The organism is Bacillota bacterium, assembly GCA_029961055.1.
Taxonomy (GTDB): domain Bacteria; phylum Bacillota; class Sulfobacillia; order JAIMAT01; family JAIMAT01; genus JAIMAT01.
The window spans coordinates 180,057-192,155 of sequence record JASBVM010000023.1 but is presented as its reverse complement, the minus strand read 5'-3'; the positions used below and the strand labels follow the sequence as shown (position 1 = coordinate 192,155).

The 12,099-nt window shown below is 74.7% G+C and carries 13 protein-coding genes; 11 read left to right on the top strand and 2 right to left on the bottom strand.

The features are described 5' to 3' along the window. Window positions 1-104 precede the first annotated feature (104 nt). Window positions 105-1,748, bottom strand: a complete 1,644-nt coding sequence (locus QJR14_07635) for an S-layer homology domain-containing protein (protein MDI3317470.1) — start codon at window positions 1,746-1,748, stop codon at window positions 105-107. 148 nt (window positions 1,749-1,896) lie between these two features. Between QJR14_07635 and cpaB the strand changes: the two genes are divergently transcribed. The 8 genes from cpaB (at window position 1,897) to QJR14_07595 (ending at window position 8,259) form a co-directional block, all read left to right on the top strand. Further along, window positions 1,897-2,772, top strand: coding sequence for a Flp pilus assembly protein CpaB (gene cpaB / locus QJR14_07630; protein MDI3317469.1), 876 nt, complete (start codon window positions 1,897-1,899; stop codon window positions 2,770-2,772). Next, window positions 2,750-4,132 (top strand): AAA family ATPase, encoded by a 1,383-nt coding sequence (locus QJR14_07625; GenBank protein ID MDI3317468.1) that lies wholly within the window; start codon window positions 2,750-2,752, stop codon window positions 4,130-4,132. The genes cpaB and QJR14_07625 overlap by 23 nt, the downstream gene beginning before the upstream one ends. A gap of 2 nt (window positions 4,133-4,134) precedes the next feature. Next, window positions 4,135-5,469, top strand: coding sequence for a CpaF family protein (locus tag QJR14_07620; GenBank protein ID MDI3317467.1), 1,335 nt, complete (start codon window positions 4,135-4,137; stop codon window positions 5,467-5,469). Next, window positions 5,466-6,200, top strand: coding sequence for a type II secretion system F family protein (locus QJR14_07615; protein MDI3317466.1), 735 nt, complete (start codon window positions 5,466-5,468; stop codon window positions 6,198-6,200). Before QJR14_07620 ends, QJR14_07615 begins: the two co-directional genes overlap by 4 nt. A gap of 3 nt (window positions 6,201-6,203) precedes the next feature. Next, complete coding sequence (locus QJR14_07610; protein ID MDI3317465.1) at window positions 6,204-6,863, top strand: type II secretion system F family protein; 660 nt, start codon at window positions 6,204-6,206, stop codon at window positions 6,861-6,863. 141 nt (window positions 6,864-7,004) lie between these two features. Then, window positions 7,005-7,274, top strand: coding sequence for a Flp family type IVb pilin (locus QJR14_07605; GenBank protein MDI3317464.1), 270 nt, complete (start codon window positions 7,005-7,007; stop codon window positions 7,272-7,274). Next, window positions 7,271-7,717, top strand: coding sequence for a TadE/TadG family type IV pilus assembly protein (locus tag QJR14_07600; GenBank protein ID MDI3317463.1), 447 nt, complete (start codon window positions 7,271-7,273; stop codon window positions 7,715-7,717). Before QJR14_07605 ends, QJR14_07600 begins: the two co-directional genes overlap by 4 nt. Further along, on the top strand, window positions 7,714-8,259 hold the full coding sequence (locus QJR14_07595) for a pilus assembly protein (protein MDI3317462.1): 546 nt from the start codon (window positions 7,714-7,716) through the stop codon (window positions 8,257-8,259). Before QJR14_07600 ends, QJR14_07595 begins: the two co-directional genes overlap by 4 nt. A gap of 438 nt (window positions 8,260-8,697) precedes the next feature. Here QJR14_07595 and QJR14_07590 read toward each other — a convergent pair whose 3' ends face one another. Further along, window positions 8,698-9,315, bottom strand: a complete 618-nt coding sequence (locus QJR14_07590) for a LysE family transporter (GenBank protein ID MDI3317461.1) — start codon at window positions 9,313-9,315, stop codon at window positions 8,698-8,700. Window positions 9,316-9,485: 170 nt separating this feature from the next. On the opposite strand from QJR14_07590, the gene QJR14_07585 reads away from it, so the two are divergent. The 3 genes from QJR14_07585 (at window position 9,486) to gcvH (ending at window position 12,086) form a co-directional block, all read left to right on the top strand. After that, window positions 9,486-10,364 (top strand): dienelactone hydrolase family protein, encoded by an 879-nt coding sequence (locus tag QJR14_07585; protein MDI3317460.1) that lies wholly within the window; start codon window positions 9,486-9,488, stop codon window positions 10,362-10,364. 212 nt (window positions 10,365-10,576) lie between these two features. Continuing rightward, window positions 10,577-11,677, top strand: coding sequence for a glycine cleavage system aminomethyltransferase GcvT (gcvT, locus tag QJR14_07580; GenBank protein ID MDI3317459.1), 1,101 nt, complete (start codon window positions 10,577-10,579; stop codon window positions 11,675-11,677). 13 nt (window positions 11,678-11,690) lie between these two features. Further along, window positions 11,691-12,086 (top strand): glycine cleavage system protein GcvH, encoded by a 396-nt coding sequence (gene gcvH, locus QJR14_07575; GenBank protein MDI3317458.1) that lies wholly within the window; start codon window positions 11,691-11,693, stop codon window positions 12,084-12,086. The last annotated feature ends 13 nt before the right edge of the window (window positions 12,087-12,099 follow it).

Below are 12,099 nucleotides of genomic sequence, written 5' to 3'. Positions count from 1 at the left end.
CAGCGGCGCCGCCGACCGCGCCGGGCCAGGGGCGTTAGCGGTCCCGGATCTGCGGGCCGGGCGGGCGGGTGGCCGTCCCGCCCGGTCTTCTCCTGCCGCGTCGATCAGCCGGTCAGCACGAACCGGACCATCTCCAGCAGCTCGCCCCCCACCACCAGCTGGAGGTCGGCGCGGACGGTCCGGCCGTCCAAGGCCCTGCCCGCCAGCTCCACAGGGTAGGCACCGCTCGGCCAGTCGGCCGGCATCCGCCAGTCGCCCTGCCAGAGCCCGTCCCCCAGGCGGGCCAGAAGCTGGCGGCTGCCGTCCGGCCAGCGCACCTCGACGCTCCGCAGCGCGGGGCTGCCGGAGGCGCGGAGACGGACATGGAAGCCGCGGGGGGCAGGGTTGGGGTCGAGGCTTCCTTCCAGGTGGAGGGGGGTCTGGACCCGGAGGGTCAGCTGCGCCTCGCGCTGGACCGGGCCGAAGTCGGCGTGGACGGCGACCGCGTAGGAGCCCTCGCCGGCGGGCGCGGACAGCACCCCCATCCAGCCGGTCCAGCCGTCGCTCTCGCCCACGGGCGAGAGGGTGGCCCCGACGGCACCCAGGAAGGCGGTGACGGTCCGGGCGCCGCCCGTCGTCCGCGCAGTCACCAGGATGCGGCTGCCCGGCGCGGCGACGGAGGGGTCGAGCGCAGCCTCGAGCCGGCGCCGGACGAGGAAGAGCGGGCCGGCGACCGAGGTCAGCTCGTTCCCCTGGCGGTCGATGACCGCCCCGGAGAGGCGGTACTCGCCGTCGGGGACCGGCCGGCCGGCGGCGTCGAGCCCGTCCCAGGTGAGCGCCTCGGGCAGCGGCTCGGGCAGGGCCGTGCGGCGGAAGCGGAAGACCTCGCGGCCGGCCAGGTCGCGGAGGAAGAGATTCCAGTCGTAGGCCGGCTGGGTGAGGAGCGAGGCGGTGCGGATCACGGTCACGTCCTCGTAGCCGTCGCCGTCCGGGGAGAAGGGGTTGGGCGCGGCGTCCAGGCGGAGCATGGCCGAGCGGTAGATCTCGGCCGCCGCCTCGGCGCGGGAGAGGAGCCGGCCGGGCTGGAGGCTCCCGTCGGGGTAGCCCCAGAGGATCCCGAGCTCGATGGCCAGGGCGACGCGGGCGCGGTATTCGGGAAGGACCCCCTCGCCGTCCGGGAAGCGGCGGAGGAGCTCCGCCTGCCTGGCCAGGGGCAGCGCCTCGGCCCAGCGTCCGAGGCCGAGCCCGCTGATCAGGAAGCCCGCCGCCACGTCGCGGCGGAGGCCGGCCTGCGGATGGAAGAGCGACCCCGGTGCCCCGCGGACCCATCCCTGGCGGCGCGCCGCCTCCACCCACGGCAGGGCGGGCAGCCGGCCATAGAGGAGAAGATCCGGCGCGACGTCCGCGTAGACCGGTTCCGCTTCCTCCACCGGCGCCAGCCGGAAGGCGCGGGCGGCAAGAAGCGTGTACTCCGCCCGGTTCATCGTGTCGTCGGGGCGGAAGTAGGCGGCGACGACCCGCCCGCCCACCGTGCGCCGGTCGCCGTCGGTGACGCCCACCTCCCAGAGCGTGCGGACGATCTCATGCGCCCAGTGGCGGGCCGGCACGTCCCGGTACCAGGGGTCGCGCCCCTCCCCGGCGCCGGGAGCGGCAGCCGCGGTGCCGGGCGGGAGCACGGCCGCAAGGAGCGCGGCCGCGGCCATGAGGAAGGCGACCGCCCGGCCCGGCCGGCGCCGCGCGCCAGGCGGCGGACCTTGCCAGCGTTCCACGTTCCGACCTCCCCGGGGGCCGTTCCGGGCCGGGCCCCTCGCGTTTCCCCCTCAGGATACGCAGGCTCGGTCGCTGATGGAAGATCTTGACATCACCCCCACCGCGCTGGTAACGTCTGGAACACCTTGGAGGAAGGTGGTGAGAAGGGTGCGCTGGCGGAATCCGACTTTCTGGCTCGCGCTGGCGGTGGGACTCGCTTCCTTTCTGGCGTTCCTGGCGCTTCTCCCGCGAGAGCAGGGGCGGGTGCGGGTGGTGGTGGCGGCACGGCCGCTGGCCGCCTACGCGCGGCTCTCGCCGGGTGACGTCCGCTCGGTCGAGCTCCCCCGGGAGGCGGTCCACGCGGAGGCGCTCCGCGACGCCCGCGAGGCGGTGGGGCGCTACACCACCGCCGCCTTCCTGCCGGGGGAGCCGATCCTGCGCGGGCGCCTGGCCGACCGCGACCGGGCCGGTCAGGCGGTCGCCGCCCTGCCTCGGGGCCGCGCGGTCGTGGCGGTGCCCATCGAGCCGGACCGGACGCCGGTGGGACTCCTGCAGCCGGGGCGGCGCTTCGACGTCCTCTCGGTCACCGAGGCCCGCGACGGCGGCCCGGCCCGGAGCCAGCTGCTCCTGCGCGGCGTGGAGCTGGTGGGCGTCCAGGACGCGACCGGCGACTGGTACGACGAAGCCGCCCGCAGCCGCGAACGGCGCGAGCCGCCGGCGGCGGTCCTGCTCGCGGTGGACGGAGGCGAGGCGGAGCGGCTGGCCTACACGCTGGCCTACGGGAAGGTGATGCTGGCCGCGGCCTCGCTGGCCGGCGGCCTGGAGAGCGGCGGCGGCGTCGACCGGCAGAGCCTCTTCCTGCCCCCCTCGGTGGCGCTCCCCGCGGTTCCGGGCGGCGCCGCGCCGGAGGCCGGCGGCGAGGGGTTCGAGGAGCCGCCCGCGGGCCTGCCGCCGGAGCTCCTCGATCTGCCTCCCGGTGCGACGGGGGTGCTGCCGGCTCCCCCGCAGCCGGTCGAAGGAGGTGGGGACCGTGGTTCCCGGTGAGGCGATCCCTTCCTCGCCGGGGAGGGAAGCCGCCCGGCCGCGGCTGGTGCTGGTCGGCCGCGATCCCCAGGTGGAGGGGGCGTTGCGCAGCCCGGGCGGTCCCCGCCTGGTGGCGCAGCTGGAGGAAGCGAGCTCCGCCCCCGCGCTCCTCGCCCAGATCCGGCCGGAGGTGGTGGTGGCGCTGGAGAGCGCGGCGCCGGGAGAGCCCTTCGCCGAGCTGCTGGCGGGCATCCGCACGCTCCTCCCCGCCGCGCACCTGGTGGCCGTGGTCAGCGGCGCGCTCACCTACGACGTGGCGGGCGTGGACGAGCTCCGGCTGCCCTGGACCGTCCCGGAACTCCTCCGGAGAGCCGGCTGGGGGCAGGCGCCCCCGCTCCCCGAGCCGCCCGCCCAGGCCCCGGCGCCCCCGCTCCCCGAGCCGGAGGACGGACGGTCCGCGGCGCCGACCGCCTTCCTCGGCCAGAGAGAGTCGTCCTGGCGGGCCCTGGAGATGAGGCTCCAGGCGGCGAACGGCCGACCGAGGGCGGCGGTGCGCACGCTGCGGCCGCAGGTCGTGGCGCTGGTGAGCGTCAAGGGCGGCGTCGGGAAGACCAGCCTCGCCGTCAACCTGGCGGCGCTCCTGGCCGCGCGGACGGAGGCTCGCGTCCTCCTGGTCGACCTGGGGCTGGAAGGGCCGGATGCCTCGGTTCAGCTGGACATGGTGGAGAGCCCCGGTCTGGTCGACCTCCTGCCCTTCGCCGGGCGGCTGGAGTCGGTCGAGGCGCAGTCGGCGATCCGCTCGCACCCCCTGGGTTTCCAAGTGGTCGCGGGGCCCAGCCGTCCCGAGCTCGCCCAGCTCGTCGACCCGGACCGCGTCGGCCGGCTCCTGCGCGGGGCCCTCAGCCGCTACGACGTGACCCTGGTCGACACCGACGCCGCGCTACCGCCCTCGCTCCGGTTCGCCGTCTGCGAGGCGGCCACCCGGCTCTTCGTCCTGAGCACGGTCGACCCGGCCGCCCTCCGCCGCCTCCACCTGGCGCTGCAGCAGGAAGAGCCGCCCTGGCCCAGGGAGCGCCTCCACCTGGTTCTCGCGCGGCTGCCTGAGAACGGTCCGGTCCGCCCGTCCGAGGCTGCCCGCGAGCTCGGCTTCGAAGACCGCTTCGAGCTGCCCGAGGCGGGCCCCGCCCTGGAACGGGGTGCCTACCTGGGCCGGCCGCTGGTCCTGGAACAGCCCGACCACCCCTTCAGCCGGGCGGTGGAGCAGCTCGCCTCCCGCCTCGTCCCGCTGGAGCGGAGCGAGACCCGTTGGGCCGGGCGGCTGCGCGCGGGCTGGGCCAAGCTTTCGAGCGTCCTGAACCCCGACGAGTCGAGGAGGGGATAGCTGTGGGCGTGACGACGGATCTCCTGCAGAGCCGGAGGGACGGGGAGAGCGAGGCGGGCGGCCTCGCGCCGGAGCCGCCCTGGGAGCTGGTGGAGACGCTCCGCGAGGGGTTGATGCGCGCCGCCCCCGGCCTCTTCGAGACCGCCCGCGGTTCCGAGGAAGGCCGCCAGGAGCTGGTCCGCTGGGTGGAGACGCGGCTCCTGGCCGAGCACGGCCTGCGCCAGCCCGCCGAGCGCCGGCGGCTGGCGGAGGCGATCAGCGATGAGCTGGCCGACTACGGCCCGCTGGCGCCCCTGATGCGCGACCCTACGGTCAACGACATCCTGGTCAACGGCCCCAAGGCGGTTTTCGTGGAGCGGCTCGGGCAGCTGGAGCCGACCGCGGTCCGCTTCCGCGACGAGGGCCACCTCGAGGCGTTGATCCAGCGGATCGTGGCGCCGCTGGGACGGCGCATCGACCGCTCCCAGCCCTACGTCGACGCCCGGCTGCCGGACGGCTCCCGCGTCCACGCGGTGATCGCCCCGCTCGCCCTGGGCGGTCCCTACCTGACCATCCGGAAGTTCTCCCGCGAGCCGCTGACGCCCGCCCGGCTGGTGGAGCTGGGGACCTGGAGCGAGCCCGTCTCGCGCTGGCTGGCGGTGGCGGTCCGGAGCCGCTGCAACCTCCTGGTCAGCGGCGGCACCGGCTCCGGGAAGACCACCACGCTCAACGCCCTGGCCAGCTTCATCCCCGGCGGCCGCGAGCGCCTGATCACCGTCGAGGACGACGCCGAGCTGGTGCTCCAGCAGGAGCACGTGGTCCGGCTGGAGGCGCGACCCGCCAACGTGGAAGGAAGGGGCGAGGTGACCATCCGCGACCTGGTGCGGAACGCGCTCCGGATGCGCCCCGACCGGATCATCATCGGCGAGCTCCGCGGTCCGGAGGCCTTCGACTGGCTGACCGCCCTCAACACCGGCCACGACGGGGCGCTCAGCACGCTCCACGCCAACTCCGGCGCCGACGCGCTGGAACGGGTGGCCAACATGGTCCTCATGGCCGGCACCGACCTGCCCTACGCCGCCATCCTGCAGCAGGTGGGCGCCGGTCTCGACCTGGTCCTCCACCAGGCGCGCCTCGGCGACGGCTCTCGCCGCGTGATCGAGGTGAGCCTCGTCGACGTGCAGGAGGGGAGGACGCAGGTGCGTCCCCTCTGGCGTTGGAACCCCCGGAGCGGGCGCCTGGAACGGCAGCCGCAGCCGCTGACGGCACGCCTTCTGCAGAAGGCGACCCGGGCGGGAGAGAGCTGGCCGGAGCCCCGGGGCGCGGCCAGGCCGGGCGAAAGGGCGGAGGCCGCGTGAACGCCTTCCTTCTCCTGGGCATGAGCGGCTCGGCGGCGCTGGCGGTGGCGGCCTTCGAAGCCTTCCGCGGCGAGCGGGCGCCGGGACGGCTGGCGGCGCTCTTCGGGCGCCGGCCCGCGCGCTGGGCGGACCCGGTCGGCCGGCTCGCCGGCCGGCTCCGGGAGGCGGTCCGCCGGAGACGCCCCGAACCGGGCGTGGAGGAGGCCATGGAGAGCGCCATCCTGGAGATCTCCGAGGCGCTCCGGGCGGGGGCGAGCCTCTTCCTCGCGCTGGAGCAGGCGGCGGAGCACGCCCCGCCCGCGTTGGAACCCCATCTCCGCCAGGTGGTCGGTCTCTACCGGAGCGGCCAGCCGCTCTGGAAGGCGCTGGCGCACCTGGAGCAAATCCCCGGCTGCGAGGAGAGCTCCCGCCGGCTCGTCCAGGTGCTCCGCCTCCACCGGCGGACGGGAGGCGATCCCCGGCTCGCCCTCGCCCGGCTCAGCCAGAGCCTCCGCCAGCGGCGGCACCGGCGCGCACAGCTGGCCGCGAGGACGGCGGAAGCGCGCTGGACGGCGCGCTTCCTGGCGGCGATGCCGCCGCTCCTGCTCCTCTTCCTGACGGCCACGGGCACCAGCCCGCTCCCCCTGCTGGCCGGATCGCCCATGGGCCGGATCGCGCTGCTGTACGCGCTCGCCTCCTGGTCGGTGGGCGTCCTGGTCACCCGTCGCCTGACGCGTCCGGAGGGGGTGTGAGCCGTGGAGCTCCCGGTCCTCCCCGGCCCCCTCCCTCTGGGCCTGGCGCTCCTGGGGAGCGGCGCCGCCGCCTTGGCGATCCTCGCCCTCGACCCGGGCGCGGCCTGGCTGCCGCGGCTGAGCCGCCTGCTGCGCCGGGCCGCCTTGGTCTCGCGCCGGTCCGGCCTCGACCTCTTCGACCTCTGGCGGCAGCGCCGCCAGAGGCGAGCCCGCCGGGAGGCGGCGCGCCGCTCGCTGGTCGCCGCGCTCGACCTGCTGGCCGAGGCGAGCGAGGCCGGACTCAACCTGCTGCAGGCGGTGCGGCTGACCGGGGAGGAGGTGCGCGGCCCCATGGGCGAGGCGCTCCGCCAGGTGGCCGACCGCATCGAGCGCGGCCAGGAGCCGCTCCACGCCCTGGGCCTGCTGCACGCGGAGCTGGGCCTGGACGAGCTGCGCGGCCTGGAGCGGACGCTTCGCCTGGGCCAGAGCCTTGGCGCTCCGGTGGCGGAGACGCTCCGCACCATCGCCGCCGACGCGCTGGAGGAGGAGGCGACCCGGCAGGCGCGCCGGATCGATCTCCTGCCGCTCAAGCTGACCCTGGTCACGGGCGCCTTCCTCCTTCCACCGATCCTGGTGGTGGTGCTGGTGCCGAGCCTGCTCCGCTTCCTGGCCGACTTCGGATGAGCCGGAGGAAGGAGCCTTCCAGGGAGGTGCCGCCCTTGTTCCTGAGAGTCCCCGATTCCCTTTCCATCTTTGCGGGAGGACCCCCGCCAGGCCTTCCAGGCGGCAGATCCGGCGCCGGATGGCGCGAGGAGGTCGGTTCTCATGCAGATCTTCCGTGGTCGGGTGGAGCGCGTGGCCGAGGCGGCACGAGCGGTCCAGGTGCGGGCCTACCACCGGCTCTGGCGGGCGGCGGGCCGCTGGCGGGAGCGCGACCGAGCCGGCGCGGGCGACCAGAGGGGCGTGTCGACGGCGGAGTACGCGCTTTTGCTCGCCCTCGTGGTCGTGGTGCTGATCACCGCGCTGAGCACGCTCGGAACGGCGCTCCGCGACCGGATCGCGGACCTGACCGACACCATCGTCAACGCGCAGTGAACCGGCCCGCCGGGCGGGCGCACGGCGGGGGAGGGGGAGAGCGCGGCCAGGCGACCGTGGAGTTCACGCTGGTGCTCGCGCTCCTGGTCGTCCTCCTGGTGGCCATCGTCGACTTCGGCGCGGTGCTCAACGCCCAGCTGGTGGTGGCCGAGGCGGCGCGGACCGGCGGCCGGCGGGCGGCGATCGACGGCGGGGCCTCTCCCGGCGCCTACCAGGTCGTCCGGGAGCAGCTGGAGGCGGGTGGTCTGGACCCCGCCCGCGCCCGCATCGAGATCTGGCCGCGCCACGCCACCTACGGGACGCTGGTCCACGTCCGGGTGGAGACGGAGAGGCAGCTTCACCACCCGCTGACGCGGATCGCCGGGCGGGGCAGCCTTCCGCTGAAGAGCGAGACCATCAGCCGGAGCGAGCGGCTGGGTGACCGGGCAGGTGAGCCCTGGTGAATCGGCACCGCCTGGGGCCGGCCCGCCGGTCGCCCCGCCGCCGGGGAGAGCGGGGGGCGGTCAGCGCCTGGTTCGTGCTGGCGCTCCCCGCCTTCCTCCTCGTCCTGGCGCTGGTCGCCGACGTCGGCCGCTTCTTCGTCCTCCACTCCCTCGCCCAGAGCGCGGCGGACCTGGGCGCTCTGGCGGGCGTCCAGGAGCTCGATCTCGAGCGGCTGGCGGAGGGAGAGCGCCGGCTTCGCACCTGGGAGGCCGAGGCCGCGGCGCGGGCGGTCGCCGACGCCAACGCCCGGGAGGCTCTCGCCGGCGACCGCTATGACCTGGAGAGCCTCGCCATCAACGCGGACGCGGGCGCCCCGCGGCGTCACCCCTGGAGCGGCAGGCTCCTGCGGGACCCCACCGTCAGCGTGCGCATCCGGGTCCGGGCCCACAGCTTCTTCCTGGCGGGCCGGGAGGTGCCCATCCGGGTCCAGGGGGATGCGAGCGTGATGGAGCGGCCCGGTTTCTGGGATGATCCGTCCGCCGGGACCGGGGGCGGCAACTGACCGGTCCCGGCTGCGACGGCCGGCCGCCGCCCTCGGCAGTCTCGCATGCGCCGCGCGATCAGCGGCAAGGATGCGGCACTCGGAACACCGCTCCGCGGGATCCGTACCCGGGCACGGCGCGGGTGGTTTGGGGACGCCGGTTGCTCTCAGAGGAGGGGACCGCTCTCGGCATTTACACCCCCTTTGAGCGGTTCGAGTGCCGCATCCTGCCGCTGATCGCGCGGCGCATGCGAGACGTCTCGGATAGCTGGCGTTCTACCTGCACGGGCGGCCGAGCGGGACGTCGGCTCGGCCCTGCGGGTCTTCAGGGGCGGAGGCGCCCCTCTCCGAACACGGTCGCCTGGCGGAAGGAGCGGCGGCAGGCGGAATGGGTGGTCTGGGGACGCAGCGGCTGGACGACCTCCGGATGCTCTACCGCCAACACCGTGGATGCCGGCTTCAGCGATTCTCCAGACTCCTTCCACCGAGTATCAAGCCGAACCCGACGAGGCCGAGACCCGACAGACCGTCCACGATCCGCAAGCCGCTCTCGGGAATACGGCGGCGGATGAGCGACGCGACGGTTGACAGGACAAAGAACCACGAGAAGGACCCCAGACCGACACCCACGATCAGACCTATCGGAGACCCGGCCACCTTGGCCGTCGACGCCGCAGTGAAAATCGCCGCCCAGGAAGCGATGGTCAAGGGGTTCGAAGCGGTGGCCACGAGAGCCGTGCGAAACGCCGCTCTCGGGGAAGAGACTTCCTCGGCGGCTTCTAAACCCGCTCGGACCCGGAAAGCCGACCACAAGCTCTTCGCCCCGAGGTAGATGAGCACGGCGGCCCCCAATAGCCCCAGCGCCATTCGCAGCGGCGGGATGAGCAGAGCCTGGGCGGCACCGGCTGCTCCGAGAGCTGCGTAGAGCAGATCCACCAGGGCGGCGCCGGCCCCGATGGCCACGCCGACCGCAAACCCGCCGCGCAGGACGCTACGGGCGCATAGGAGCCAGATCGGGCCGACCTGGGCGGCCACCACGAAGCCGAACCCGAATCCGGTCATGAAAGCACTCGGCATCACCATCCGCCCCTTGGCACCCCCCTTCGAACGCCTCCGGAGTCATGTAGCCGAGCGTCGGGTGCCGCCGACGACGGCGGTTGTAGTCGTAGAAAATAGAAGGCCCCTCCACGTACTCGAATCGGAGGTCCTCCGACGTCGACCAGCCTATCACGTGGCGCGAGAAGGCGGTGGTCGCCGTCGATTTCGGCCCGGTGCTCGACGCGCTGCCGGAGCCCACCGAGAATGCACTCAACAGGGAGGTGGAGAGCATGATCGTGGAACCTCAGGTCTCGGGGCGGGAGACCGAGGCGCCCCGCAGGCCGGGTGCGCCGGAGGGCACGCCGCTTCCGGTCTGGTACGTCCCGCCCGCCCCGTCGGACGCGGGCGGCGGGGGCAAGGCCCCCGGCCTCCTCGTCATCCAGGAGGCCTTCGGCGTCAACGACCACATCCGCGACGTCTGCCTCCGCTTCGCGCGGCTGGGCTACGCGGTGGTCTCACCCGACCTCTACTGGCGGGACGGGCGCTGGCTCCGACTGGGCTACGACGACTTCGCCTCCGCCCGCCCCCTGATGGCGCGCCTCACCGAGGAAGCGGTCCTCGCCGACCTGGAGACGGCGCTCGACTTCCTGGCCGCGCAACCGGAGGTGGACGCGGAGCGCCTGGGCGCGGTCGGCTACTGCATGGGCGGCCGCCTCACCTGGCTTCTCGCCAGCCGGCGGCCGGGCCGCCTGCGGGTCGCCGCCGTCTACTACGGCGGCGGCATCGTCCCGGGCCTGCTGCCGGAGTCGGGCCCGGCGGGCCTCCCCCGCGAGATGCCACCCCTGATCGGCTTCTTCGGCGGCCGCGACCGCTCCATCCCCGAGGCGCACGTCCGCCGCATCGACCAGGTGCTGGAGGAAGCGGGCGTCGCCCACGCCATCTACTTCTACCCGGAGGCGGAGCACGGCTTCTTCTGCGACCAGCGGCCCAGCTTCTCCGCCCGGGCGGCCGAGGACGCCTGGTACCGGACGCGGCTCTGGTTCGGGCGACACCTTCCCCCCGCGGGGGCAGCCGCCCGCCCCTGGTGAAGGCGGGCGCCCGGGCGTACCGGGGCGCACCGCGCCGAACGGCCCGCCGCTCATCGGCTATGATAGGCGCGGGTTGCCAACCGTCCGGGACGAGGCGGCGCCGCGTGCCTCCCACGCCGGCGCCGCCTGCCCGAGGAGCGGGGGAATGGGACGTGGAGCCAGCGCCGAACGGAAACGAGGAGGCGGTCAACGGCCGGACCGGGCCGGACGGCCTGCACCGCACGCCGCTCTGGGAATGGGAGCGGGAGCTGGGAGGCCGGATGGGCGAGTTCGCCGGCTGGTCGCTCCCCATCCAGTTCGCCGGCATCGTGGAGGAGCACCGGGCGGTCCGCCGCGCCGCCGGCCTCTTCGACGTCTCGCACATGGGCAAGATCGCCGTCCGGGGCCGCCAGGCGGCCGAGCTCCTCGACTACGCGGCCACCAACCGCCTGGCCGGGGCGGAGGTCGGCCAGGCGGTCTACACCCCGTTCTGCAACGCCGACGGGGGCGTGATCGACGACGCGGTCATCTACCGGAGGGGGGAGGGTTCCTTCCTGGTGGTGGTCAACGCGGCCAACACCGGGAAGGACTTTCTCCACCTGCGCCGGCTGGCGGAGCGGTTCGAGGCGGAGGTGGAGGACGAGACCGGCCGCTGGGGGCAGGTCGCGCTCCAGGGGCCGGAGGCGGAGGCGATCCTGGAGGAGCTGACCGAGGCGCCGGTCCACTCCGTCGGGAGCTACCGCTTCCTCGACGGCGTCACCGTCGCCGGGGTGAGCGCGCTGGTCTCCCGCACCGGCTACACCGGCGAGGACGGCTTCGAGCTCTACGCCGACGCCGGCCGGATCGAGCGGCTGGCGCGGGCGCTCCTGGAGGCGGGCCGGGGCCGCGGGCTGGTGCCGGCGGGGCTCGGCGCCCGCGACACCCTCCGCTTCGAGGCCTGCCTGCCGCTCTACGGCCAGGAGCTGAACGAGGGGGTCAACCCGCTGGAGGCGCGCCTCCAGCGCTTCGTCAAGCTGGAGAAGGAAGACTTCCTGGGGCGCGAGGCGCTGCTGCGGGCCAGCCGGCAGGGCCTCCGCCGCCACCTGGTGGGGCTCCGCATGGTGGAGCGGGGCGTCGCGCGGCACGGCTACGAGGTCCTGCGCGACGGGCGGAAGGCCGGCGTGGTCACCAGCGGCTCCTACGCGCCGACGCTGGAGGCCAACCTGGCGCTCGCCCTGATCGAAGGCGAAGCGCCCGCCCCGGGCGAACACTTCCAGGTGGTCATCCGCGGGCGCCCCGTGGAGGCCGAGGTCGTCAAGCTGCCATTCTACCGCCGCCCCAAGGCGGCGCGGTGAGGAGGCTAGGGGCGTGGAGGTTCCGCAGGATTTGCGCTACAGCCGCGAGCACGAGTGGGTCCGGCTCGAGGAGGGCGGCAAGGCGCGCATCGGCGTCACCGACTACGCGCAGTCCCAGCTGGGAGACGTGGTCTACGTCGAGCTGCCGGAGGTGGGCCGCCACCTGAAGGCGGGCGAGTCCCTGGGCGTGGTCGAGTCGGTCAAGTCGGTCTCCGACGTGTACAGCCCCCTCTCCGGCACCGTGCTGGAGGTGAACGGCGCGCTGAGCGACAGTCCGGAGAAGGTGAACCAGGAGCCGTACGGGGAGGGGTGGATGGTCCGGCTGGAGCCGGACGATCCGTCCGAGGCGGAGGCGCTTCTGGACGCGGACGGCTACCGGGCGCTGGTCGAGGCGGAGGGCGGGGCATGAGCTACATCCCGGG